This is a genomic window from Bifidobacterium sp. MSTE12, from assembly GCF_000513015.1.
Taxonomy (GTDB): Bacteria; Actinomycetota; Actinomycetes; order Actinomycetales; family Bifidobacteriaceae; genus Bifidobacterium; species Bifidobacterium dentium.
In genome coordinates this window covers 25,285-51,984 of record NZ_AZYA01000035.1, presented here as the reverse complement: position 1 = coordinate 51,984, position 26,700 = coordinate 25,285, and the positions used below count along the sequence as shown (strand labels likewise).

Genomic DNA, 26,700 nt, shown 5'->3' with positions numbered 1-26,700 from the left:
CCCGTATCTGAGAACGGGAAGCGGAATTGTCCGGGAGATGGTATTACGCTACTTGAAGCGTAGCGCTACGAATTGCGTATCGCTACGCGACAGTCGTGAACACCGCCACTACCGGAGCGATCCGGCAAAAGGGAGCACTTCCTATGAGCAACGTGCTGAAGATCCTGCACCGTGACATCATGCGAATTCTTCGCGTGCCCGCGGCGTGGGTCATCATGACCGGCCTGACCGTCATTCCGCCGCTGTATGCATGGTTCAATATCTATGGATTCTGGGATCCATACGGCAACACCAACAACATCAGGGTGGCGGTGGCGAACGTCGACGAAGGCACCGACAACGCCATGCTGGGCCAGCTGAATCTCGGCGACCAGATTGAAAGTACGCTCAAGAAGAACGATCAGCTCGGCTGGCAGTTCATGAGCAAGGCCAAGGCCATGGAGGCCGTGCAGTCGGGCGATTGCTATGCGGCCATCATCATTCCCAAGGACTTCAGCGAAGACCTCGCGGGCGTGATCACCGGCAATTCCGAACGTCCGACCCTCGAGTACTACGTGAATGAGAAGGCCAGCGCCTTCGTACCGAAGGTCACTGATTCGGGAACCACCACCGTGGATCGCACCGTGAACAGCACCTTCGTTTCCACTGTGAGCGAAGTGCTCTCCAAAACCGTGAACTCGGTAAGCGATACCATCACGACACAGACCGACAACGTGACCAGCGAAGCCGTTGCCGAACTTGACAAGACACAGCGGAACGTAGAGAAGATTCGCACCACCATCAGCGATCTCAGCGCCAACCTGGCCAACACCCCCGATCAGATTCAGGCCGCACGCGCCGCGTTGCACGACGTACAGACCGCCGCCGCGAGCGCCGGCAAAGGGCTGTCCGGCACCGCCAATCTGATCACCGATACGCAGACCCGCATCAACACCTTCTCATCGACCGCATCGGCCTCGCTTGACCAAGGCTCGGCGCTGCTCTCGCAACTGTCCACGCAGACGAACACCAGCGTCAACACGGTGACCAGCGGTCTGGCGGCGGCCAACGGCTACGCCGGCAGCGCCATCGGCACCATGCAGAAGGTCAACAGCGACAATGCGAAAGTGCTCGACAGCCTACAGAAGATCGACATCTCCAATGTCAGCCCCGAACTGAACAAGCAGTATCAGCAGATCATCAGCGACCTGCAATCACGTAACCGACAGTCGGCGAATACGCTCAACGACCTCAATCAGCTCAATACCGACACCAAGAACACGGTGGCCGGCACCACGAAACTGTCGAACCAGTTCAACACCTCCACGCAGTCCACGCTGAACTCCGCCACGGACGCACGCAACGCCATCAATTCGAGTGCGCTGCCCCAACTCAACAGCGGCCTGAGCTCGCTCGCCGCGACCGCCGGAACCCTTTCCGGCACCGTGACCAGCCAGAATTTCCTGACGCAACAGACCTCGTCCGTACTCGACCAGCTTGAGCGGGTCTCCGCCGACACGCGTTCCATGCTTAAGGACACCGATGAGCAACTGCAGACCATCGAGAACAAGCTGAGCCAGCTATCCACCGATCTGAACGCACTGTCGGGCGCGAGCCTGCTGAACGACCTCATCGGCGAAGATGGCCTGGACGTCACGAAAATCGCTGATTTCATGCAGTCCCCCACCGTGATCAAGACGAAGAACATCTACCCGGTGAACACGTACGGCTCCGGCATGGCACCGATGTTCAACACCCTCTCGCTATGGGTGGGTGCGTTCGCTTACATGGTGATCATGAAGCTCGAAGTGGATGACGACGACCTTGAAGATCTCGATCTGACCACCACCGAGAAGTATCTCGGCCGCTTCCTGCTGCTCGCCATTCCGGCCGCCATCCAAGGCGCACTATGCGCAATCGGCGACCTGATCATCGGCGTGCAGGCGGTCAACCCGTTCATGTTCATACTGACCGGCACATTGACGTCGCTTACGTTCCTGAGCATCACCTACGCGTTGTCGACTACCTTCATGCACGTTGGCAAGGGCATGTGCATTCTGCTCGCGATTCTGCTGATTCCGGGAGGTTCCGGCCTATACCCGATCGATATGATGCCGCGATTCTTCCGCGCGGTCTACCCATTCATCCCGTTCCGCTATACCATCGACGCCTTCCGCGAGACGATCGCCGGCTTCTATGACGGGCATTGGCTGAAGATGGTCGGCGTGATGCTGCTGTTCGTGGCGATCGCCTTCTTCATCGGCATTGTGATCCGCCCGCTGCTGACCAATCTGAACCGCCTGTTCGCTCGCGAGATCGAGGAAAGCGACATGATCATCGGCGAGCGGCCGATGGTGGAGAATCGTGGCTATAACGTGTCGCAGATCATCCACGTCCTGTCCGACAAGGGCGGCTACCGCGAGGCCATCGAGTACCGTGCGAGCCGGTTCACCGAACTGTACCCGAAGCTTAAGCGCGGCGCACTGATTGCGGGCTTCATCGTGCCGACCATTCTGGCCACCGTATTCTCGCTGACCAATGGCACGAAACTGGTAGCACTGGCCACATGGATCATCTGGGTGTTGCTTATCATCGGGTTCCTGATGGTCATCGAATACATGCGCGACAGCATGCGCCGTCAGGTGGAGCTCGGTTCCTTGAGCGACGAAGCCATCCAAGGCATGCTCATGGAACGCCAGAAGGCCCGCATTCGCCGTAAGAAGCGCGCCCTGGAGGAACGCAAGGCCAAACTGACGCGCAAGGCCGCCAAGCACCACCGCACGAAGAACGAAAAGGACAACGCATGAAGGCAATCTGGAAGCTGTTCGTAGGCGACGTCAAGCGCCTCACCAGCAACGTCGTGTCCGTAATCATCGTCATCGGCCTGACCGTGCTGCCCGCGCTGTTCACTTGGTTCAACGTGGCCGCCAGCTGGGATCCGTTCTCCAATACCGGCAATCTCAAATTCGCCGTCGCGAACGTCGATGCCGGCTACAAAAGCGATCTGATTCCCGTCAAGATCAACGTGGGCGATCAGGTGGTCAACACCCTGCGCGCCAACAGCCAGCTCGACTGGACCTTCACCTCCAAAGAGGAGGCCATCGATGGCACGAAATCCGGCAAATACTATGCCGCCGTCATCATTCCGAAGGATTTCAGCAAGCGCATGATGACCTTCTTCTCCAAGGATTCCAAGCATGCGGAGCTCACCTACTACAACAATGAGAAAAAGAACGCACTCGCGCCAAAGGTGACCGGTCAGGGCGCCGACACCGTGTCGGCGGAGATCAACGAGATGTTCTCGAAGACACTCACCGAAACGGCGCTGGACCTCGCCACGCAGCTATCCGATCAGCTCGACAAGCCCGAGGCAAAGAACCAACTGCAACAGTTCAGCTCGAACATCAGCGATTTCGCGGCCGGACTCACGCAGACCGCCTCATCACTCAAGACCTTCAGCTCATTGACCGGCAGCGCACAAACCCTGCTCGACAGCTCCGGAACCCTGATCCAACAGGCCGCATCCAGCGCGAAAACCGCCGGCAAACAGCTGAAATCGGCTTCCGGCAGCGTGACCGACCTATCCGGTGCGCTGAACACCTCCACCGAAGCACTCAGCACCGCCATCAAGCAGTCCGGCGAAAGCTTCGCCGCGGTGGGAGACGAAGTCGACTCATTGTTCGCCAATGTGAGTACGCAGGCGGGCGATACCGCGACCGCGTTACGCAATCAGGCATCCAACGTGACCAACCAGACCGCGCAATACCAGCACATCGTCGACGATCTGCAGAAAACCCACGATGATCTGCAGAACAAGCTCGACACCGATACCTCGCTGACCGATTTGGAGAAGAAGACGCTGACGGCGATCATCGGCAAATTCGAGGCATCCATCAGCAAGCTGAACAATGCCATCGATATGCAGAAGACACTCGCAGCCACACTTACCGATGCAGCGCAGCATATCGACGACGGCATCAGCGATTCCAAGGAAAGCCAAGCCGCCATCAAGGATCTCGCCACGCAGGCGAAGGCCTCGATCAATGCCGTGCACTCCGATTTCGACACGAATCTCAAGCCGCAGCTCAACGAAATCGGCAGCTCCGTAAACACCGCTTCGAGCGCACTCAACGCGAGTGCCGCCAATCTTAAGAGCGCACTCGGCGACCTTAACAAGACCACGTCGAGTGCGGACAAGCAGCTGACCACCATCCGTGAGGTGTTGGACTCCACCGCCGACAGCCTCACCACGGCCGGTAACAAGCTTTCTACATTCAATGCCACGCTGTCCGACGCGCTGAACAGCGGCGACATGAGCATGGTCAAGGACGTGCTGGGCAAGAACACCGACTCGCTGGCCACCACGCTCGCGGCCCCTGTCAAGGTGAAGCGCACCGCCGTGTTCCCGGTGAAGAATTTCGGCTCGCAGCTCGCCCCACTGTACACATTCGTGACGTTGTGGGTGGGTTCACTGCTCATGGCCGTGACCTTGAAGACCTCCGTGTCCCGCAAAACCCGCATGGCACTGGGCAACCCGAAACCACACCAGCTGTTCTTCGGCCACTACCTCGTATTCGCGGTGATCGCACTCATGCAGGCCACGTTCTCGCTTGGCGGCAGTCTGCTATTCATGCATGTGCAGGCCGTGCACCCGTGGCTATTCATGGTTTCCGGCTGGATTTCCGCACTGATCTACTCGTTCTTTGCATATACGATGGTGGCGAGTTTCGGTAACGTGGGCAAAGCCATCGGCGTACTGTTCCTCATCATGCAGATCTCCGGTTCGAACGGCGCGTATCCGCTGGCCGTCATGCCGCGCATCATCTCCGACATCAGTCCGTTCCTACCGGTCACGCATTCGGTCACGGCCATGCGTGCGGCCATCGCCGGCATATACAACAATGATTTCTGGACGTCGATCGGCGCGCTGGCGCTGTTCATCCCACCGCTATTGCTCATCGGCCTGCTGCTACGCATTCCGATGATGAAGTTCAACAAATGGTATATCGCAAAGGTGGAAAGCACGAAGGTGATCATGTGATGAATGGATTAATGAACACCGGTGTGCCGCCGACTGTCTCCCCTGCCGCTTCGCCGGCAAGCGTGGTCGAGACGGCGGTGCAAGGAGCCGTGCAGAAGATTCAGGGCCGACGCGAGCAGTTACGTGAGCAGACCGATCGCAAGATCATGAGGGCCACTTTGGAGATCATGATTTCCAAAGGCGTTGCGGCCGTTACGATTGAGGAGGTCGCCCGCCGTTCCGGCGTAGCCAAGACGACGATTTACCGACGCTACAAAAACGCCGATGACCTGTTGCAACGCATTCAGCTGGAAGTTGCGGGATTGCCGGATTTCAGCGATTTGCAGCCGTCTCGTTCCGGCCTGCAGGCCATGTTGGAACGTATCCAGAACTGCTTCGACAGCGAGATCGGTCTGAAAGCGGTCGGCGTGGTGCTCTCGTCCGACAACGATTCGTTGAAGACGATCGCCGATCAGGTAATCACGCCGGCGGAGCAACGTTTTGCGACGTTCGTCGAGCGCGGTGTGGCAAGCGAAGCCTTCCGCCGTGGACTGGATACGAAATTCCTGTTCAGCACCATACTGGGCTCCATGCTCACCTGTAAGGCGCTGTATAAGGACTCCGACTCAGACGTTCCTTGGTCGGAGCGTATGGCCACGCTCATCTGGCCGTTTGTAAAGGCATGAGTCGTGAAAATGCGTCGATGGTTCAGACTGCCGGAGGCAGCCTGAACCATCATTAACGGTAATTTTGATTTCCGGTAAATCAGGTTATCCGTAATGAAGCAACTGCCATATGCATCGGATTTCTAGAATGGCACGCCGCATCGGAAAATCACATTGGCGTACGAGGTGGTTTCACCTGTGCGAACGACAAACTTCGCATTCTTGATATGGGACTTAAATCCCCCCGAACCGTCATGCGGCACATAAGACAAAGGTACATTGAAGTGATCTTTGACCCATCGTTCGGCCTGTTCGCCTCGAGCCTCTTCAGCCATCAGACCCTCCTCTAATACAAGCTGCGGCCGTAGCGCTTCCAGCACTTCTTCGAAGCGAGGCACACCGAATACCACCGCCAAGTCAATGACTTCAATACCCTGCGGCACAGGAAGACCACAATCGGAAACGACGAACACATCCTTGTGCCGTAATCCCGCAAGCGCAGCTGAGAGTTGTGCATTCAGTATTCCATGAGTAAGCATATCGGCTATCCTTTCGTAGTGTTGGCATGCGGATTGCGAAATGGAATCCATTCTTGGCTGCGTTTTCCCTCAACGCATTCCGCATGCCATGGGGGCAGAGGCATCTTCACCTCAGCCTGTTGTGTCAAATCCAGTCACTGGAAATCCGCGACATTCTCCTTGGTGACGGTTTTGACTTCAATCGACTGGGGTTTATCGACTTTCTCGCCTTTGATCGCCTTGACTGCCGCCTGTACTGCCTGCTTGCCGAGCTCCTTCGGCTGCTGCGCAATGGTACCGGTCAAGGTGCCGGAAGAGATGGCCTTCAGACCGTCATCAGTTCCATCAAAACCGACAATCTTCACGTCCGTACCGGCCTTGGAGCCAAGAGCTTGAATCGCGCCTAGGGCCATTTCATCGTTCTCTGCATAGACTCCGACGATATTAGGATTGGCCTGCATCAAGTTACTGGTGACATCGAGTGCTTCGGAACGATCAAAGTTGGCCGTCTGTTCAGCAACCACCTTAATGCCGGCATATTTCTTGATTTCTTTCTTGAATCCATCACCTCGGTCACGAGTGGAGGCCGCTCCAGGGGTGCCCTGCAGGATGATGATGTCTCCTTTTTCTCCAATGGCTTTCGCCAACTCATCGGCAGCCTGAGCACCACCCGCCACATTGTCGGATGCGATGTGCGCAGTCACATCCTCGCCCGTGACGGAGCGGTCAACAGAAATAACAGGCAGATTGGCGGACAGCAACGGAGCCACGGCTGGAGACGCAGCGTCGGAATCGACCGGATTAATGATGACTGCTTTGGCGCCTTGAGACTGGGCGTTCTGCGCTTGATTCTGTTGCGTTGCGGAATCGTTTTGCGCATCGGACACCAACAGATTCACACCTAGCTTATTCGCCTCAGCTTGAGCACCGTCCCGCAGATCAACGAAGAACGGATTGTTCAGGGTAGAGATCAACAAAGCCACCTTGTCGGAACCGTTGCCGGAGTTGGATGCGCCGCAAGCACTCGCACCGATCGCCAACGTAGCCGCACAGGCAACAGCAACTGCTGCGCGGATGGTTTTCTTAAAACACGGGTTAAGCATGGTCTTTCTTCTTTCTTTTCCAAATTTGGTTGGATTAGGTTCGTTTCAGTTATGTTTTTGGGGTCGGAGCAAGGAGCACGCAATTTAGAGAGCAATCACGCGATGGAGATTTGAGGAAAGCAGAGTTGCATCAGTGAGCATCGACCTTGCGACGCAAAGTATCGAAGCTGACCGCGAAAGCAATGACTAGGCCGATAACAACCTTCTGCCAGAAGGAAGAGACATTTAATATATTCAAACCGTTACGAATGACGGCCAGCAAAATGGCACCGATGAAAGTGCCGGAAACCTTACCTTTGCCTCCAGAAAGGGACGCACCGCCGATGACAACGGAAGCAATGGCGTCCATCTCATATCCATCTGCCGCCTGCGGCTGGGCGGAATGCAGACGGCCTGCAATGACCAAGCCAGCCACAGCCGCGAAGATGCCGGAGAGCACAAACACCATAATCTGCGTTTTATGCACGGAAATGCCTGAAAGCCTAGAAGCCTCCATGTTGCCGCCAACTGCATACATAGAACGACCAATAGTGGTGAAGTTCAGGATAACGGAGGCAATGATGCCCATGATGACCATCATGATGATTGGAACCGGAATACCAATGATGGTGCCGCCGAAGAAGTTGACCATGCCGGAGGTGGAGATAGGACGTCCATCAGAGATGACCAAGGTCAAGCCGCGAGCCACGGACATCATGGCCAGTGTAGCGATAAAGGAAGGTAACCTCAGGAACGCATTCATCATACCGGATAAGGCGCCGAATACTGCACCTGCCAGCAGACCGACAATGATGGTCACGCCTGCAGGAAGTCCCATGTTGGCACCTGTGTAAGCAACCAGCATGCTGGCGACAGCCGCTGTCGCACCGACCGACAGATCGATGCCCGCAGCAACAATCACAAATGTCTGCCCGAAGGCAAGAATGGCGACGGTTGCCGCCTGGATACCGACGTTCATGAGATTCGAGGCGCTGAGAAACGCCGGAGCCACAATGGACAAGGCGATACACAGGATAATCAGACCGATTAGCGCACCATTTTGTGAGGCAAATGTCTTGATGCGAGCGACCGTGGTCTTGTCTCCGGAATCATAACCGAGTTTCTTGTCTGCATTGGTCATTTGTATTCTCCTTAATCCGATCAGTGTTCGTTGTCGTTTTCGTCATCCATATGGGAGACCGCGAGTGCCATTACCTTTTCCTGCGTGGCCTTACTAGCGGGCATATGGCCTGTAATACGGCCTTCGCTCATTACCAGGACCTTGTCCGACATGCCAAGCACCTCTGGTAGATCCGAGGATGCCATAAGCACCGCGCCTCCATTGGCGGTAATTTCATTGATAAGGTCGTAGATTTCAACACGGGCACCAACATCGACGCCTCTGGTTGGTTCATCAAGCAGCAGCACTTTGACGTTGGCCATGGACCATTTGCCGAACACTATTTTCTGCTGATTACCGCCTGATAACGACCCTGCGGTTTGATTGACGTTGGCCATTCTGATACGTAGTTTTTGGGCGGTCTCGTTCTCACGCCTGCGTTGCCCTGCGAGATCGGCGAATCCGCATTTTGCAGTAGACAACATAGTCGCCAAGCCGAGATTTTCAGCCACCGAGGCATCCAGAATTAGACCTTGCGTACGACGATCTTCCGGCACCAGGCCCAGACCAGCCTCAATGGACTGAGCAATGGACTTCTTCTGCAGCTTTTTTCCGCACACGCTGACGGAGCCAGAATCATATGAATCCGCACCGAAAATCGCACGAATAACTTCAGTTCGCCCTGCACCAACCAGGCCAGCCAATCCCACAACCTCGCCGGCATGCACTTGCAGTGACACTTTATCGAGCGCACCTTCACGAGTCAGCTCTTTTACATCAAGCAGTACCTCGCCCGGCTCCTGCGCGATGCGTGGAAACTGGTTGGTAATGTCACGGCCGACCATAAGCTTGACAAGTTCATCCTCACTGGTAGACGCTGGAACCGTATCGATGTATTGACCATCTCGCAGCACCGAAACCACGTCTCCCACACGGGCTATTTCGTCAAGATGGTGGGAGATGAAGACCATACCTACGCCTTTCGCCTTCAGCTCATCCATGATGGCGAACAACTGGTCACATTCCCTGCGGGTCAGCGCGGCAGTCGGTTCATCCAGAATCAGAATCGATGCATCCTGCATCAGAGCTTTTGCGATTTCCACCATCTGCTGACGGGCCACACCTAATTCACCCATCGCAGTGTGCACGTCTTCTTCCAACCCAATGAGCTTGATGGCTTTTCTGGCTTTTTCAGCCATGGTTTTGCGATCGACAAAACCCGCTTTGTTCGGCAGTGTGCCAAGGAATAAATTCTCCATAATGGACAATTGCGGAACAAGGTTGAGCTCCTGATGAATAACTGCAATGCCGAATTTACGGGCGGTATCAACATTGGGAATACGTACTTCTTTGCCGTCAATCTCAATATGGCCTTCATCAGGTTGGTAGATGCCGCTCATCATTTTGATGACGGTAGATTTGCCGGCACCGTTCTCACCGAGAAGTACATGGACTTTACCCGGTTCCACTTTGACCGAGACATTGTTCACTACCTTGGTGCTTCCAAATATCTTGGAGACACCGACAAGAGATAGTTGCGTCATATTCTCTCGCTTTCCCTACGGGTGCGGCAACGTTACCGCACCAAGATGCACTTATTCCTTGGGTCTGCTGAAACAGGCCCAAGCGGCATGTATTGATGTTGTTGATCAGAATCGCAGACTCGCGCCCGCAATCAGTTGCGTCTCCTGTCCCTCATCGGACAGACTCGACAGATCCTCTCTGAATATAGATTGTCTCCACTCGCCGGGATCGCGGGTGACCTCCTTGAACCATGTCAAGGAAGGTTTCCGCGCCTAAACAACCCAGTCTTTGCACTTGCTGAGAAATCACGGACACTTGCGGCGTCGTCAATCGGAATAGCTCAATGTCATCAAATGAAATAAATGACATTCCACTTTCCAGCACACCCCCCACGCCATTCATCATGGCAATGGCACGTACGGTATCAGGCGAATAGCCAAACACCATCGACGTCACGCCGGACGACAGCATGCGGCGTATCACTGAGACACAAGAGGACTGGTCAAAACTGGTAGATTCAACGAAGACATTCTCTTCGCCGAATAAACGTGTTCCGCAATCACGGAAAGCAAGCTCACGCTCTCGCAAAGTAGGCGAATCCAAAATCGGACCTGAGACATATCCAACCTTGGAATGCCCCTGCTCTTGAATGTCTCTTAATGCGGATTCCATCCCGGGGAACGGGTCGGAATCCACTAAAGGCACCATGTCGAGCTCATCCGCGCGACGGTCCACAAATACCACCGGCAATTGTCTACGCAACAGACGTTGCAATGCCTCCGACATCTCACCCTGAGGCACAATAATCGCCCCATCGATATGCTGCGACAGCATGTTCGTGATGAAAACATCCTGCTGTCTCACATTCTCGGACGATGTTCCGATGAATGTGCAATATCCCGCTTTAGATAGAGTGTCTTGAATCGCATACGCCAGATCCGCAAAGTATCCGTTTCGAATATCGGGAACAAGCAGCCCGACGGTCTTCGTGGACGATGATCGCATGGCCCGAGCACGTGAGTCGGGAATGTAGTGGAGCTCTTCCATCGCCTTCTCGACCGCATGCTTGGTCTCGGCGGATATCCTGCCATTGCCGTTGAGCGCTCATGACACCGTAGATACAGAAATACCTGCGCGCCGCGCCACGTCGCGAATCGTAACGTACGCCATAACACCTCCTCTCAACTGTGAGAATACCATGTGCGGCTTGCCAGTCTCGCTTCCGGAACCCCTCCTCATTGGGATGGATGAGATCAATTGCCGCCTCTTTTATGTATGTCTGACTGCGGACGACTTGGACGCCTCCATTGCGTTCCGCAAAATTCATTCGGAACTTCGACGTTGTCGAATGAATCAGGTCTGCCACTTTCACCCATCAGATAACCCAATCTTGCATATTCTTTGCATATATTAAGTTACACCAATGCGGTAACGTTACCTCATCTAATTCAGCTCCTTTACCATTTCAATGCGGTAACGTTACCACAACTATAATGCACTGCTTCCGGATTCTCAACTTCCGCATTATTTCAGGCGTGTCACAGGAAACCCTACCCGCCGCAACATATCCCCTTTGCTTTGAAACAAAACGAAGCGGATATCGACTCGCGCCCGATTGATCAATTCCAGGAAATTACGACCATCCATCACATTGCGATGTCGCTTATGGTTCCGTGTTCCACAAGATGCGGTTTCAATAATTCGGCATGGTGATTTTCCAGCCACGGACAACCGCCAACATCATCGGAATCCAATAACTCGATGTATTCGCGCATCTTGCCCCATCCGCGTTTCGCTAATTGGCTGATGTCTTGCGCCACACTAGTTACTGCGCGAAACAGACCGTAGTACTCCAAGACATCATCGAAACCCACCACCGATATATCCGCTGGCACGCATAGCCCTCGTTCCGTCACACGCTGTATAAATCCAGCAGCCATCAAGTCATTGCCACAGAACACAGCCGTCACACCCATATCGATGAGTCTGTCCGCCGCCATGTAACCGCTGCTAAAACGATAGTCTCCTCTCACCCACAATGCTGGATCGAATCCAATTCCTGATTCCTGGAGTACATCCACAAAACCTCGTGTACGCACTCCAAGCCCTTCCCCGTCAGCTTCATCCGTTACGCATCCAATCCGACGATGCCCTGCATCGACCAAGCGCTGTGAGGCCTGTCTGCCACCAAGGTAGCCATCAAAAGCCAGACCGTCACACCACGAGCTTGAAAACAGTCGATCCATCAACACCACAGGGCACATTACACGCTCCGCATCCTTGCGAAGCTCGCGCTCCGCTTCGTAAGATTCACGGGCAGCGACTAAAAATACACCATCTACCCCGAGAGCCGATAATCGATTCATTACCGCATGCTCTTTGGCACGCGATTCTTCCGAAACCGCTACGACGAGAGAGTAGCCATCATTCGCGCATTCACATTCAAGCCGTTTCGCCAACGATGCAAAGAATAGATTCTCTATGCTCGGCACAATCAGCGCAATCAGTCTCGATTCACCCGCTGCAAGATTACGGGCAACCTGATTGGGACGATAGTCCAGTTGCTTTGCAACCTGCAGGATACGATCGCGTTTTTCTCTTGAGATGCGCACCCTGCGGTTGTTCAAAACCAAGGATGCGGCCGTCACCGACACCCCCACCTTCGTCGCTATATCTTTCAACGTGGCTTTATGGTCTAAGCCATTATTCATTTCCTGTCCCTTCAACGCTGCATTGTTGCCGGAACAGACCTTCAGACATAAGCATTATCGCACATGGAAGCCTCACATGCCACGTTGCATCACACAATGCGATAGGGCCGAAGACGATATGTGCTAGGCGTTACATCGCCAAACAGAAATCCGGTATTTCTCCGCTGGTAAAGAAACAGTTCACAAATCGAATGATGAAACCATTACTGGATGGAAGCCTCCTGCCGAGCCACCTCGAGGGCCTTGTTGAAGGCCTCGGTGGTCCAGCTGGCGCCCGCGATCTTGTCGATTTTGAGGTCTTTCAGAGGCTTGCCCACCACGGCATCCGGCACGGCCTTGGCGAAGGCGTCCTGATGCTTTTTGGAGATGGACGTGAACGGATGGCCGACTATGCTCACATCGGTCACGTTCTGATCCTTGACGGTCAGATGCACATCGATGGTGTCTTCGCCGACCGGACCGTATTGGCCGTTAATCGAATAGGTGCCGTCGGCGTAATTGCCGGTGTCTTTCTTGTCGGACTTCGTGGAATTCGAGTCGTCGGCATGATTTTTGACGGAATCATCGTCGTTGGAGGAGTTGTCGGTGGCCTTACCGTCGGTTTTGGACTTGTCTTCCTGCGATTCGACGCTTTCGCCGGAGTTGCCGGCATACTCGTCGTCCATCGGCGTTGCTTTCGGCTCGCCACAGGCCGAAAGCAACGCAAGGCTCGCCGCGGTCAGGACGATCACTTTCACAGCAGTCGATTTCTCGTCAGTCATAGTCACTCAGTCACTCCGTTGGATTGGATCACTCCGTAGCTCCGGTTTTGGCGGCTTTGGTGGGATCGGCGAATTCGATGGCGGTTTCGCCGGTCTGCGCGCCCTCGGCGGTCGAGCCGGTGGAGGCGGGCTCGCCGCCGGCCGCCTCGTACGCTTGCCTTGCCGCTTCATCATTCCACTTTTCGCCGATGAGCACACCGTGGTTGAGCATGATTTCTCGCTGCGCGCAGGAGGCGACGAGCGCATCATGCGTGACGACGATGATCGTAGTGCCCTGCTCATGCAGCTGACGGAACAGGTCAAGCACGATCTTCTCGTTTTTCTCATCCAGATTGCCGGTCGGTTCGTCGGCGAGAATCAGCTTCGGGCAGTTGATCAGCGCTCGGGCGATGCACACGCGCTGCTGCTCGCCGCCGGAAAGCTGCCCCGGCAGATGGTGTGCGCGATCCTTCAATCCTACGCGTTCCAACGCCTCCAAGGCCTGCTTCTCATCGACTACGGAATGATAGTACTGCGCGACCATCACGTTCTCCGCAGCCGTCAAATGAGGCACGAGATAGAATTTCTGGAACACGAGCCCAATCATGTTCTTGCGCACGTCGGCGAGCTGCTTGGCATTCAGATCCTCAAGTTTGCGGCCTTCAAGCATCACGGAGCCCTTGGACGGCGTATCCATGCAGCCGATCATGTTCATCAGCGTGGTCTTGCCGGAACCGGACGAGCCGACGATCGCCAGCCATTCGCCTTCCGGCACGGTCAGATTCAGGTCGTCGACGGCATGCAGGTCGCCGTAGATCTTGGAGATGTGGTCAAGCTCAAGCAGGATGTTTTCGGAGCCCATGATTATTCCTCCCTCAAAACGATGGCGGGGTCAATACGAGTTGCGCGGCGGACCGGCGGAATGGACGCGACGACAGCGATCAGCATGCTCAACACGAGCGATGCGAGGCCCAACAGCCAATTAAAGCCGATGGCACGTTCGAATACGGTGACGCACAGCACACGGGCCAGCGCATAGCCGATGGCCGTGCCGAACAGACCGCCGATGAGCCCATAGATGGCGGATTCCACGTAGAATTCGGTGCCGATTGCCTGCGATGATGCGCCCAAGGCCTTGCGTAGGCCGATTTCGTTGCGCCGCTGACTCACGATGGAGCTGATGGTGGTTCCCACGCCGACCAGCGTCAGCACCAGCACGACAAGCGATACGATCCAGAACAGTGTCTGCAGCATGGTGATGATGCGAGTATCGGACGAGGTGATTTTGGTGACGGTCTGCGCCTTCACGCCGGTGTTCGGGTTGGCGTTGAGGGTTTTGACGATGGCGTTCAGGTCATCGCCCATGGCGTTCACGGAATATTCGACCACGTCGGCGCCACGCTTGGAGCCGGCCAGTTTGGCCACATCAGCGGTGGTGGCGTACACGATGGAATCCTCGTTGCCGCCGGTATCGACGATGCCGGCCACGCGGAATTCGGTACCTTCATTGTTCATGATGTCGGATGAGACGCGGCCGTTTTCCTTGACTTGGGATTCGGTCTGCCCCAGTTTGCCCACCGTCTGATTGTCCGATTCTCCAGAATCGGACATCTGGGACCCGTTTTCGTCGCTTTGGTTGTCCGATTCTCCAGAATCGGACGATCCTGATGCGGAGGACGCGGCCGAATTGTCGGAGGCACGGTAGCCGATGGTGATACGCGAACCGATATGCACCCCGAGTGCGTCGGCCACATCGCGGCCCACCATCACGTTGCCCTCGCTCGGCCAGTCACCGGTCACGTTCCAGTGGCGGTTCAGCGTCTGCACGGCCTTGGGATTGACGCCGGCCAACGTATACGGTGCGGAGTTGATGCGCACGCTTTCGTAACGATAGGCGGCGGATTTCGCGCTGTGTTCGGCCGTTACGAGCGCGGTCACGTTGGTGATGGTGGCCGTGCTGATACCTTCGGATTTCGAGGTCGCATCGGCAGGGGTGACGATGAGGTTCGCGCCATATGCGCGCATCTCCTCGTTCATCTGCTGAGGTACGGCAATGCACACGGAAGCCAGGCAGAACAGCGTGGCCGCACCTACCAGCGATGCGATCACGGCCATCACCGCACGCGAACGGCGACGGAACACCGCACCCCACAGCATGGCGAAGAACATCTTGCGATTGGTCATTTCATGTTTCCTACGATCAGCGGCCATGGAGCACCTCCGCAGGCTTCAGGTTCAGAATCGAACGAATCGACGAGAACGAGGCGATGAGCACGGTGACGGCAAGCAGCACGAACACCAGTACGAACACCATCGGACGCATCGTAATGCCGGAGCCGAACACCACGTGTCCGACGATCTGCGCCACGCCGGAGCCAAGCAGCGCGCCGACCAGCGCGCCGACCAGCGAAATCACGGCGGTTTCGGCGAGCATCAGGCGGGAAACCGCACCATCCGTCGCACCGATCGCCTTCATCAAAGCAAGTTCGGAGCCACGTTCGCCAATCGAGGCGGCCATCAGATTCGCCACGGCAATCGCGGCCGCAACCAGCGACAGCACGGTCATCAGCACCATCACCGCCTGCGTTTTCTGAAGCACATCGCCCTGCAATGCGGCGACCTGACGCACCTGCTTGGCCACCGACCCCGGAATCACCTCTTCGATCTGATAGGCGATGGATGACGGATATGCGGTGCAGTACCATGTCTCCCACTCGTCTTGCGTAAGCGCATTCGGGTTTTTCGACGCCTTGCGCGCCAGATCGTTGTCAGGCGTAGTCAGCGCCTTGACTTCGATCTTGTCGATCGAGTCGGGCAGATTCGCCAGCGTCTGCGCCACGATGGACGGAATGTACATGCCGTTGTTGTCGGAATCGCCCGAATCGTAGATGCCGGTGATCTTCACCTTCACCTGATTGCGTTCGCCGGTGGAGATGGTCTTGCCAAGCGTGACGGTGTCACCGATCTTCACGCCGAGCTGCGAAGCCAGGGTGGTGCCGATCAGTCCCTGTTCGGTGTCGTCTTTCGGCCAGGAACCGTCGAGTTTCCACCAGGAACGCATGCCATTCATGCCGGCCACGGTGGATTCGCCGGAATCCATGTGCAGGGTTTTGGCGAACCATGTGCCCACGATCGGCACGTTGGTGGCCTTGCATGAATCGGCGGATGTCGAGCCGTCCGAGCATCCCGCGTCCACGTGGATGTTGAGTTCCGGCGCAAAATTGGTGATGTTGAATGCCCAGAAGATCGTCTTGATCTTCGGCGCATCCGATTCCTTGAGGAACGCGGTCGGGTCGGAATCGGAGGACGAACCCGAAGATCCGCCCGTGTTGTACAGGTCGCTCACCACCGCGTCGGCCTTCGGCTGCACGGTGATGTTCGAGCCGTATGTCGACAGTTCCGCGTTGAGCTTGTCGCCCACGTCGAACACCACGCCGAGCATGGCCACGCTCACGGTGGCCGACAGGCACACGGTGACGGCGATCAGCAGACGGCGTTTGAACTGACGGCTGAACGAGCGGAAAATCATGCGGAGAAAGAACATCGGTCGATCACTCCTTTCCGCTCACTGGAAGTGGCTCGACAGCGCGTCGAGCACAGAGGTTTGGATGACGATTTTGCCCGGCTTGACCTGATAGTCGAACGGCACCGGATTGCAGCCGCCCTTGAAGCCGATGGTCGCGAGATTGATGGCCACATCGCACTTCTTGCAGATGATCTTGCCGTCCTTCTCATAGTAGCCGGCGTCGCCGCAGTTGTCGCAGGCGTCGAGGCCGACGCCGTACGCGCCGCCGTTCTTCTTGATGATAATGAAGCGCATGACGGTGCCATCCTTCGCCTTGTATTGGAAGCGGTGCAGGTGGCCGTCGGAAACCTGGCTGAAGGTGATGGTGGCCACACCGTCCTTGAGCGAGTACTCTTCAGGCGGCGAAAGGGTGATGACCTTCTGCGTCTGCGCCACGCCATAGGTCAATGCCACGGTGATGCCGATCATGGCGACAAGGCTCCATGCGCCGGCGGCCTTCGCGCGACGGCGGAACGCCACATGGGAACGTGCGATCGCCTCGTTGGGTCCGGTCGGTTTGACCTTGAAGCCCATGACGATGCTGGCAACCGCCGGAATGACGAACACGAGCGCCATGGCGATGGCCATTTCGCGCTGATGATTGATGCCCCACACGAGCGCCAGGAATGCGGCGGCCGGGAAGCTGACGATGCGCTTGGATTGCAGCAGCTGCGCCAGATCGGTGAAATGAGAGGCGAACAGCAGCATGATGAGCAGCAGCACGGCCGTGGTGAACGACCAGCGCACGGCGGTGGAGCGCATCGTACGGAAGATGCAGGCCGCGATGATCGCGGTGGCGGCGCCGAGCGCAAAGCCGAGCGCGCGGAGCAGCATATCGGAGGTGAAGACCGGATCGCCCGGCTCGACGAAAATCGTAAGACGCAGGATCACGTCCGGCAGCGCACGGAAGGTGGTGGCGGCGATGGACAGCGCGGCGATGAGATTGGCCGCATCCAGCAGGGCACGATGATTATGCCATGCCGTGGTGATGCGTCGCGCGAAGATCACGATGACGAACACCGCAATGTCAAAGATCACGCAACACCATAGCGTCGGATAGTTGACGAAAGTACGCTGCGTGATGACGGCCGTGGCACGCAGCGCGGCGAACACGATGGCGCCCGCGAATCCGACGAGGAAGCCGGTCAAGCGCCAGTACGCGCTCAGCGGCTTGTCACGCCCCTCACCGACGGTGAGCATCACGTTCAGCGCCATGATCAGCAAAGCCGGTGCCAGCAATCCCTGCAACACCGTCACATACTGCAGCAGCATCTTTCCCCTTACAATTACGCATGAAGTCGGAACCCGCTTTCGCGAGCTCCGACTCAACTGCATTTATGGTTTAAATGGTGGGGCTCACCACTCCTGCGGAGTGTAGTTCCAATCCGGGAAGGTGACCTCAAGCGGCTCGGTCCAGAAGCGGCCCTTGACGCCGGTTTCCGGATCGACGTGCAGCATCCAGCCCTTCTTCTCCGGGGATTCGATCTTCAGCACGAGCTTGTAGGAGCCGGCCTTGTCGAGCTTGACGTTGGCGCCGTAGTGCGGGCCGTCGGAGGCGTTCATCTGCATGAAGGTACCGGAGCCGACGGATTCGTTGGAGGTCTTGTCGATGATGTCATAGTTCACGGTCAGATCCGGAACGAAGTCACCCTTACCGTAGCCGAGTTCGGTGCCCTTCTGGTTGGCGTGGATGTCGGCTTCGAGATGGAAGCTGGCGTCGGCGGCCTTCAGACCCATGCCGGACGGCTCCATATCGATCGGCTGGAAGTATACGGCGTTGACGGTCAGCGGGCCGACTTCCTGATCGGAGTGCTTCTCGTCGACCTGAATCTCTTCGAAGCCGGCGGAATCGTCGGAGCTGGAGTCATCCTTGCTGGAATCGTCGGTGGCCGTGGACGAGGAGCTGCTGCTCTTGTCGTTGGAGGCGGAGCTGTTGCTGTTGCCGCAGCCGGACAGCGAGAAGGCCATGGAACCGGCCAGCAGGAGGCCGAGCAGAGCGGCGATCTTCTTGTTCTTCATTATCTCTTCCTTTGTTTCTTGGGAGTTCCGTTTAGGAAATATCGGAAATCTTGAGTTTGCGCTTCTTGACGAAGCCGACCACGAACAGCGTGATCACGGCGATGGCGGCCAACGCCTGTGCCACGAGACATTCGACGTACGGGTACAGGCCGATCCAGTCATTGGTCGGTACGTTGCTCAGGTAGGTGCCTTCGATCAGGTCGCCTTCGATCAGCGCGTGGATGCCGCCACCGGCGAAGATGACGACCAGTACGGCCATCAGAATCGACGTGACAAGGAAGAACGGGCCGATCGGAATCTTCACGGAAGTGAAACGCAGCACGAAGAAGATGATCAGCAACACGACCGCGGCCGCAATGCCGCCAATCCACATGCCTCGCGAGTCTTGGCTCATCGAATAGATGGACTCGTAGAAGATCACGGTTTCGGCGCCTTCACGGAACACGGCGAGGAAGCTCAGCATGGCGAGTGAGACGACCATGCCGAAACTTACGCCTTCACCGGCCTCCATCTTGCTTTGCGCGCTGGCCACAGCGGCTTCGGTTTTGTTGCGGATATAGCGGTTCCACGCTTCCACGGAGCTCTTGTTGAGCATCCAGTTGCTGGTCCACAGCAGCATGGCCATGGCGATGAGCGCGCACACGCCTTCGGAAATCTCCTGAATCGGGCCGGAGCCGCCGAACAGGAAGGTGAAGAGCACCGCAATCAGGCCGGAGCCCGCCAAGCCGGCGAGTACGCCGAGGTAGATGAACTTGGTGAAGCGCTTGTTGCCCGACTTCACGAGGTAGGCGATCACCGCGGCCACCACCAGCAGCGCTTCGAGGCCCTCACGGATCAGGATGAGGAACGCCTGTCCGACGGAGCTGGTGATGAACTTGGTGAAGCTGTTGACATTGCTGGTCGCACCGCCGTCAAGCGTGGCCGCGTCTTCCACGAGCCAGCTCTTGAGGTCGTCGACGAGCTTTTTGATCTCTTTCTGGGAACCGCCGTCGCGCATGGTCTTGCGGGTCATCTTGAACTGGTATTCGACCTGCGAGACGCGGTCGCCGGAGATCGCGTTCATGACGTTCTTTTCGAAGCCGAGCTTCTCGTAGTACTGGTAGTACGCGTTGTTGACGAGGCTGGAGCCTTCCGCACCCTTGCCGGAGATAGCGGCCTTGTATGCCTTGTCGAGGATGACGTTCATTTCGCTGGCCACGTCGCTCCAAGTACGATCGCCCTTGCCCTTGGACGAGTTCTTCTTGGCGGCATCGAGCTTCTTACGCTCCTTGGCGGTCTCTTCCGCGCGCTGCTTCGCGTATGTCTTGGGATCGGCGAGGCTGGTGTCGGCGTCGAGCGTCTGCGCGGTCGCGTTGAGGTCGGCGGTCAGCGCATCGACCTTGGCGGTGATGGCGTCGCCCTGATCCTGCTGGTAGGCGAGGCTTTCGAGGTCGGTGAATTCCTGCAGCAGCGCTTTCTGCTTGTCGGCTCCGATGGTGTCGTTGACGACTTTGGAGAAGTTGGATGCGTCGTAGCCGACCCAGTGCGCATTCTGGAAGTCGGTGCCAGCCTGATAGTAGTTGCCGTCGTTGTAGTCCTGCTCGGCGGTCTCCAGCTGCTTTTCAATGTTGGCCGCGACCTCGGTCCAGGAATCGAAATTCGTCTGGGAGTCGTCGGCGGCAAGCGCCTGCTGCGGCATTGACGTGAAAGTGAACATCGTGGCAAGCGCAATCATCATCGCCGCGATGATGGCGGTGATGCGGCCAAGGCCCTGCGAGCGCACGTCGCGCAATGACATGAGACCGGTTCCTCTCTCTCAGCCCGTTCCAAAAGTTCGATTGATGCGCCCCCGTTGCCGTACGCAACACGCGCACCGTGACCACAACATAGAACGGAAGATTCCCGAAGAACAGTCTTGATTTTTGAAGAATTTTGTTGTAGGTGACATCAAAATGGCGGAATCCCGCCATTTCTGATTTTCCTATCTTGTGCGCTCCGTCTCACATAGTGGTTACTGCCACCCTTTGCCCAGCAAGGCGGGGCATGGAACGGCGTGAGCCTTGCCTGCTATCGAGGTTTGCGAAACCAGGAATGACAGGCAAGGCTCACGTTTCGGGAAGGGAAAACAGCGTTAGGCGACCTTCTTGATGAGCATGATCACCACGGCGCCGATGAGCACGGAGACGATGGCGACCGGGAAGATCTGCGCGTAGCTGCCGGTGGCCACCACGATCGCGCCGGTCGCGACCGGGGCGAGTACCTGGCCGACGGTGTTGGCGAGGTTGAGGATGCCCAAGTCCTTGCCGGCCTCGTCGGCGCTTGGCAGCACGTCCACGTTCAGCGCCTGGTCCACGGCGATGTAGATGCCGTAGCCGACGCCGCCGATGCCAGCGTAGAGCATCATGCCCAGCGCGGTCGGCATGAAGAACGGAATCGCCACGCCCACGGCGATGATCACGGAGCCGATGGCCACGATGATCTTGCGCTTGTGCAGCTTGTCGGAGATCGGACCGGAGACGACCGAGCAGATCATGAGCACGACCATCGAAATCAGCGACATGGTGGCAAGCGTCGAAGCGGCATCGTCAACGCTAAGTCCGCAATACTTCTTGAGAATGTACAGCTGGTAGCCGGAGATCATGGACCATCCGAAAATCAGCAGCAGACGGCCGACGAGTGCGAGATAGAAGTCGCGGCAGTTCTTGGTCGGCGGAATGAAGGACTTCGCAATGGCAGCCGGGCTGAGCTTCACGTTCGCCTTGGTGTCGTCCGCCGCGCTGCCGACCTTCGACGAGCGTTCGGCAGGCCAGATGATGATCGTCAGAATGCCGGTGATGGCGAACAGCACCGCGCCGATCACGAAGCCGACGCCCATGGTGTCGATGAACTTCGATCCCAAGAAGGTGCCGGCGGACTGGCCGACGATCATTGCGCCGCCGTAGAACGACGAGAAGGTGCCACGTACGTTTTCGGGGATGCGGTCGGACAGGACGGCCACGGCCGGGGCGATCATCATGTTGACGCCGACCTGCACGATGGACCAGCCCGCCACGATGCCCGCGAGCGAAGCGGACGAGAACGCCAGCACATAGCCGGCCGCGGTGACGAAGCCGCCGGCCACGATCCACGGGGTACGCTTGCCGAAGCGCGAACGCGTGATATCGGACAGCGCGCCGAAGATGATGTTCGCGAACAGCGCGAAGATGCAGCCGACGGAGTTCATCGCACCCAGAATCACTTCCGGGGTGCCGATGTTGAGTTCGTCGAAACGCTGCGGCAGCAGTACGCCGGATCCGGAAGTGCCGGCGGTCATCCACAGCAGCGAGAACAGTGCGAAGCCGATGCCGAAGCGCAGTTTTTCGGCCGTGGTGAGGCGACGTCCGGTATCTGGGGCGATTTCCTCCGGTGGAATGGCGGCGGCGACTGCCGACTCATCGTTGAGTGACATGATTATCCCTTTCTCTTATTGTTTTGCAGCCGGGTTGACCCCGCTGGCAGGCTTCATGGCCCGGCCCGCCAGCGGAAGGATCCGATTTACAGCGCCACGACCAAGTGGTGCGTTCCGCCAATCAGTTCGGTCGGTTCGTGGTCGGGCAGTTCCACCACTGCGGTGGCGCCGATCGGCACGGTCACGTCGAGTTCCACGCCCGTTTCGGAAGTCTTCCAAGCCACGGAGGCCTTGCCGTACGGGGTGACGTGCGCAGTGGAGGCATAATCGATGCCGCCGCCGATCACCGGCGCCACGCGGAATCGCTTCCATCCGGCTTCGATGGCTTCGAGGCCGCCGATATGCGCATGCATCCATTCGGCAACGGAGCCGAGCGCATAATGGTTGAACGAGGTCATGCCGCCAGGGTTGAGCGATCCGTCCGGACGCATGGAATCCCAACGTTCCCACGTGGTGGTGGCGCCCATCTTCACCTGATACAGCCAGCTCGGGCACTCCTCGGAAAGCAGCAGCCCGTAAGCCTCCTCGTTATGTCCGGTCATGGTCAGCGCCGGCAGCACGAACGGCGTACCCGCAAAACCGGTGCTCACCTTGCCGCCGGACTCGCGCACGAGCTTGGCCAGGCGGTTGCCGGCCTTCACGCGGCGCACCGGCTCACCGTCAAGCAGACCGAACGCAATCGCCAGCGCGTAGGCGCACTGCGTGTCGGACGTCATCGTGCCGTCCAGGTTCGTGAAACGTCCCAGGAAACCGGAGGTGACATGCTTGCGCAAATCACCGAACCGTACGACGTCCTCGCTCTTGCCGAGAATCTGCGCAATCTGCTCGGCCTGTGCGCAGGAACGGGCGAAGAAAGCGGTCGCGACGAGCTCCTTCTCGGTCATCGCCTGCGTCGGATCGTCCGGCGGAGCGGTCGGGTCAAGCCAATCGCCAAGCTGTCCGAGCACATAGTCCGGGCGGCGGTCCCATACGCCGTCGGCAGAGAGATATCCGGCCACCTCGTCGATCCAGTCACGGCTCAACTCGTACGAATCGGCAAGAATCTGCGGATCGCCGGACTCCATGTACAGCACCCACGGCACTTCGACCGCGGAATCACCCCACGTGGAGATGGCCTGCGGATGAGCCCAGCCGCCGAGCGGAATGAACGGCACGTAGAACGGCACCGTACCCCATTTGACCTGATCGGCGCGAACGTCCTTGAGCCAGCTCTTGAGGAAGCCGTACACGTCATACAGGTAAGCGGCGGTCGGCGCGAACAGGCAGATATCGCCCGTCCAGCCCATGCGCTCGTCACGTTGCGGGCAGTCCTGCGGAACGGATACGAAGTTGGAACGCATCGACCACAATGCATTGGCGTGCAGTCGATTGAGCAGCGGATTGGAGGTTTCCAGTTCGCCCGCACGGTCCATCACGGAGTGGTACACATGGCATTCGATGTCGGCGACGGTCAGCTCGCCCACCACGCCCTCGATCTGCGCATAACGGAAGCCATGCATCGCGAAACGCGGCTCCCACCAGGCGTCCGTGCCGTTGGACGTGTAGATGTCATGCTGCTGGCCGCGGCGCAAGGTGCGTGTGGCGATCTCACCGTTCGGTTCGAGTACCTCCACATGATGCAATTCCACGCTCTGCCCGGCCTCAAGGCCTGCGATGCGTAGACGAATGCGCTGCGTGCAGTTCTGGCCGAAGTCGACCAGCCAGATGCCACGGCCGTCAGGAGTGTCGCCGGTGCGCGCGATGGATACCGGTTCGTTGATTTCATGCGCGCGCACCGGTGAGGTATCGGGATTCTCGATTTTCGCGGGATCGTAGAAAATCTCGGAAACCGGCTTCCAGTTCGAGTCGTCAAAGCCCGGCTCGGACCAGCCTGGCTGCTCGAGGCGTGCGTCGTACCGTTCACCCTCACACAAATCGGAGCAAACGATTGGGCCGAGCGAGGCCTTCCACTGACGGTCCCACGCATTGGAGTAGACGTGCTCGATGCCGCCGTCCTCATATTCGATTTCGAGCTGCGCGAACACGCCGAGACGATCGCCGTAGTAATTCACATAGCCGCCATCAAAGCCGAGACGGCCGCGATACCAGCCGTCGCCGAGCCAGAAGCCCATGGCGTTGGCGCCCTCGTTGAGCTCGTCGGTGACGTCGTAGGTCCAGCACTGCACGCGCTGTTCGTAGTTGGTCCAGCCGGGGATCAACGCATCATTGCCGATTTTCACGCCGTTGATTTCCGCTTCGACCAGGCCGAGGGCGCTCAGATACAGGCGTGCACGCTTCGGCTTCGCCTTGATCGCGATTTCCGTACGCACCAGCGGCAGATGGCGATGGTCGGTTTCCGGTTCCGCCCAGGACGGTCCCACGAAATCGGCGACATGCTCGTATTCCTGCATGAGGCCGGCCTCGAAGTGCAGGGTGGCGCTGGGATCGCTCAGCGGCTTGTGCGCGGCTGACACGAGCTGCACGGTGGCGAAGACCTCTTCGCGTGAAGCGAGCGGGGTGAACTGCCAAGGCACGAGCACATTATCTTCCGGAGGAAGGTAGGTGTACTCCTCCCGAGCCTGCGCGCCCGGAATGCGGCGGCTGATCTTCAGCAGAATCTGAGAGCCGTCCGGAACGGTGCGGGAATAGGTCCAGTTCATGCGCGGGGTGGCGGTCGGAATGCCGAGCGCATCTCCCGGGAAGTGTTCGATGGTAAAGCGCGTGATGTGCAGGTCCCCCACTGCAATCGGCTTGATGATTTGCGTGTCCATGATTCTCATAACTCCTTTGTTATCGGCGGGCAGGGCGCCTCCCTCCAGCGGGAGACGCCCTGCGTCGTATCATGCTTCGGCGGAAGAGGCCTTGAGCTGGCGTTCCTCGTCGGTGCCGTACTTGTTCTGCTTGGCGATCATGATCGAGCCGGCGACCAGTTCGAGCACGACCACGCCCACGAAGCACCACATGGTGGTCTTGATGGTGGACGGCAGCACGAGGGCCGGGGTGATCAGGGCGAACAGGCCGCACAGCAGGCGGGAGAAGCCGTTGATGAAGCCCTGGATGGAGGCGCGGATCTCGATCGGGAAGGATTCCTGGGTCCACACCTTGTACATGGCCTCGCCGGCGAACGGACCACCGAGGTTCATCAGTGCGGTGGCGCCGAAGATGACCCACATGTTGGTGCCGCCCAGAGCCAGGCAGACCATGGCCACGATGGAAATGCCCATGCCCACGAAGAACAGCTTGTTGCGATACTTGCCACCTGCGATGGAGGCGAAGGCGATGTTCAGGGCGAGGGTGATGAAGTTCAGGATGATGCCCAGGCCGGTGGCCAGGGACTGGGAGGCGTTGGCCTGCACCAGCATGTAGGTCTGGAACTGACCCCAGGTGTTGGCCAGCAGGTTCCAGCCGCAGTAGAAGATGGTGATGGCCAGGAAGAAGCCGAGCAGCATCTTGCTGTTTTCGGTGCCTGCGAACAGCATCTTGGTGACGGAGACCTTCTCGGTGGCGGTGGCGACGTGGCCTGCGGCGGCATCACGGGCGTCGGCTTCCTCGTGGAAGCGGCGGAAGGTCGGGGAGATCAGACGCCACAGCCATGCGATGACGGCGAACACGGCGAGGATGGCGAAGACCACGCGGCCGCCCATCGCACCCTCCATGGTGGAGACGAGGAACGCGCAGATGAAGGAGATGAACACGCCCACCTGCCAGAACACCTGGGTGGTGGAGACGAGCTGCGCGGCGACCTTGTCGTTCGGGGCGTCATGGGAGACGATGGTCATGGAGATCGGCAGATCCGCACCCGAGGCGACGCCGGCGACGATCAGGCCGATGAGCAGTACGGTGAAGTCCGGCGCGAACACGCAGATGGCGGCGCCGATGGCATACAGCAGGTTGATCCAGTTGAACACCAGCACACGGCCAATCTTATCGGCCAGACGGCCGCCGAACAGCGAGCCGAACGCGATGGCGAAGGTCAGGATGCCGGAAAGCAGGCCGACCTGGGTGGTGTCGAGGCCGAGACCGTTCTGCCAGACGGTGATGGTTGCGGACAGGCCGACGATGATGCCGGATCCCAGCATGGAACCGATGCCTGCGGCAACCGCGAGCGGCATGTACCCGCCGATTCCTTCCTTCTTCTGAGCTGCAGCATTCATTTCTCTTTTCCTTCTTTTGAAATATTCAACGAGACTCGAGAGCGTTCAAGAACCTCGCTGTTACTTGATATTTCTTCCTTGACAAATTCAAGAATAAATCCTTGTTTTGAAATTTTCAATCTACTTTTCACCTGGCGTGTTGAAAGTTTCAAAACGGGAATCGCGATCTTCATCTAATATTTCATTGAAAGCATCAA

The 26,700-nt window shown here is 57.7% G+C and carries 19 protein-coding genes and 1 pseudogene; 3 read left to right on the top strand and 17 right to left on the bottom strand.

Annotated features, from left to right (window positions below):
* Positions 1–143: 143 nt before the first annotated feature.
* Genes HMPREF1494_RS08275 through HMPREF1494_RS08265 form a run of 3 tightly spaced genes read left to right on the top strand, consistent with a single transcriptional unit; the run spans position 144 to position 5,685 of the window.
* A complete protein-coding gene (locus HMPREF1494_RS08275) occupies positions 144–2,786 on the top strand; it encodes a YhgE/Pip domain-containing protein (protein ID WP_034522000.1) in 2,643 nt (880 codons plus the stop codon).
* Positions 2,783–5,020 carry a YhgE/Pip domain-containing protein gene (locus HMPREF1494_RS08270; protein ID WP_034521997.1) on the top strand — a complete coding sequence of 746 codons (2,238 nt, stop codon included), beginning with the start codon at positions 2,783–2,785 and terminating at the stop codon, positions 5,018–5,020. The genes HMPREF1494_RS08275 and HMPREF1494_RS08270 overlap by 4 nt, the downstream gene beginning before the upstream one ends.
* Positions 5,020–5,685 (top strand): TetR/AcrR family transcriptional regulator, encoded by a 666-nt coding sequence (locus tag HMPREF1494_RS08265; protein WP_003842867.1) that lies wholly within the window; start codon positions 5,020–5,022, stop codon positions 5,683–5,685. Before HMPREF1494_RS08270 ends, HMPREF1494_RS08265 begins: the two co-directional genes overlap by 1 nt.
* Positions 5,686–5,807: 122 nt before the next feature.
* Here the strand turns inward: HMPREF1494_RS08265 and rbsD are convergent, their stop codons facing one another.
* From rbsD to HMPREF1494_RS11505, 17 genes and pseudogenes are all read right to left on the bottom strand, one after another.
* A complete protein-coding gene (gene rbsD, locus HMPREF1494_RS08260; RefSeq protein WP_034521994.1) occupies positions 5,808–6,203 on the bottom strand; it encodes a D-ribose pyranase in 396 nt (131 codons plus the stop codon).
* A gap of 134 nt (positions 6,204–6,337) precedes the next feature.
* Positions 6,338–7,285, bottom strand: a complete 948-nt coding sequence (locus HMPREF1494_RS08255) for a D-ribose ABC transporter substrate-binding protein (protein WP_034521990.1) — start codon at positions 7,283–7,285, stop codon at positions 6,338–6,340.
* Positions 7,286–7,415: 130 nt separating this feature from the next.
* Positions 7,416–8,405, bottom strand: coding sequence for an ABC transporter permease (locus HMPREF1494_RS08250; RefSeq protein WP_003837842.1), 990 nt, complete (start codon positions 8,403–8,405; stop codon positions 7,416–7,418).
* A 20-nt stretch (positions 8,406–8,425) separates the two neighbouring features.
* Positions 8,426–9,928: a sugar ABC transporter ATP-binding protein gene (locus HMPREF1494_RS08245; protein WP_003837844.1), complete on the bottom strand. Its 1,503-nt coding sequence runs from the start codon at positions 9,926–9,928 to the stop codon at positions 8,426–8,428.
* 151 nt (positions 9,929–10,079) lie between these two features.
* A pseudogene (locus HMPREF1494_RS08240) lies at positions 10,080–11,078 on the bottom strand (LacI family DNA-binding transcriptional regulator).
* Positions 11,079–11,554: 476 nt separating this feature from the next.
* The gene (locus tag HMPREF1494_RS08235) at positions 11,555–12,619 is read right to left on the bottom strand and encodes a LacI family DNA-binding transcriptional regulator (RefSeq protein ID WP_034521987.1); all 1,065 of its coding nucleotides are present in this window, start codon (positions 12,617–12,619) and stop codon (positions 11,555–11,557) included.
* Positions 12,620–12,822: 203 nt separating this feature from the next.
* Positions 12,823–13,380: an FMN-binding protein gene (locus tag HMPREF1494_RS08230; protein ID WP_034521984.1), complete on the bottom strand. Its 558-nt coding sequence runs from the start codon at positions 13,378–13,380 to the stop codon at positions 12,823–12,825.
* Between the two features lie 28 nt (positions 13,381–13,408).
* Positions 13,409–14,221 (bottom strand): ABC transporter ATP-binding protein, encoded by an 813-nt coding sequence (locus HMPREF1494_RS08225; protein WP_034521981.1) that lies wholly within the window; start codon positions 14,219–14,221, stop codon positions 13,409–13,411.
* Between the two features lie 2 nt (positions 14,222–14,223).
* Positions 14,224–15,543, bottom strand: coding sequence for an ABC transporter permease (locus HMPREF1494_RS08220; protein WP_003844733.1), 1,320 nt, complete (start codon positions 15,541–15,543; stop codon positions 14,224–14,226).
* 16 nt (positions 15,544–15,559) lie between these two features.
* Complete coding sequence (locus HMPREF1494_RS08215; protein WP_034521976.1) at positions 15,560–16,903, bottom strand: ABC transporter permease; 1,344 nt, start codon at positions 16,901–16,903, stop codon at positions 15,560–15,562.
* 21 nt (positions 16,904–16,924) lie between these two features.
* On the bottom strand, positions 16,925–18,196 hold the full coding sequence (locus HMPREF1494_RS08210; RefSeq protein ID WP_034521973.1) for a DUF2318 domain-containing protein: 1,272 nt from the start codon (positions 18,194–18,196) through the stop codon (positions 16,925–16,927).
* An 84-nt stretch (positions 18,197–18,280) separates the two neighbouring features.
* Positions 18,281–18,943, bottom strand: a complete 663-nt coding sequence (locus HMPREF1494_RS08205; RefSeq protein ID WP_003837858.1) for an iron transporter — start codon at positions 18,941–18,943, stop codon at positions 18,281–18,283.
* Between the two features lie 31 nt (positions 18,944–18,974).
* Positions 18,975–20,720 carry an FTR1 family iron permease gene (locus HMPREF1494_RS08200; protein ID WP_034521968.1) on the bottom strand — a complete coding sequence of 582 codons (1,746 nt, stop codon included), beginning with the start codon at positions 20,718–20,720 and terminating at the stop codon, positions 18,975–18,977.
* A 333-nt stretch (positions 20,721–21,053) separates the two neighbouring features.
* On the bottom strand, positions 21,054–22,370 hold the full coding sequence (locus HMPREF1494_RS08195; protein ID WP_012901799.1) for an MFS transporter: 1,317 nt from the start codon (positions 22,368–22,370) through the stop codon (positions 21,054–21,056).
* 86 nt (positions 22,371–22,456) lie between these two features.
* Positions 22,457–25,129, bottom strand: a complete 2,673-nt coding sequence (locus HMPREF1494_RS08190) for an alpha-L-rhamnosidase (protein WP_034521965.1) — start codon at positions 25,127–25,129, stop codon at positions 22,457–22,459.
* A gap of 60 nt (positions 25,130–25,189) precedes the next feature.
* Positions 25,190–26,503, bottom strand: a complete 1,314-nt coding sequence (locus HMPREF1494_RS08185; protein ID WP_034521962.1) for an MFS transporter — start codon at positions 26,501–26,503, stop codon at positions 25,190–25,192.
* Positions 26,500–26,676 (bottom strand): hypothetical protein, encoded by a 177-nt coding sequence (locus HMPREF1494_RS11505; protein ID WP_153881420.1) that lies wholly within the window; start codon positions 26,674–26,676, stop codon positions 26,500–26,502. Before HMPREF1494_RS11505 ends, HMPREF1494_RS08185 begins: the two co-directional genes overlap by 4 nt.
* Positions 26,677–26,700: the final 24 nt, after the last annotated feature.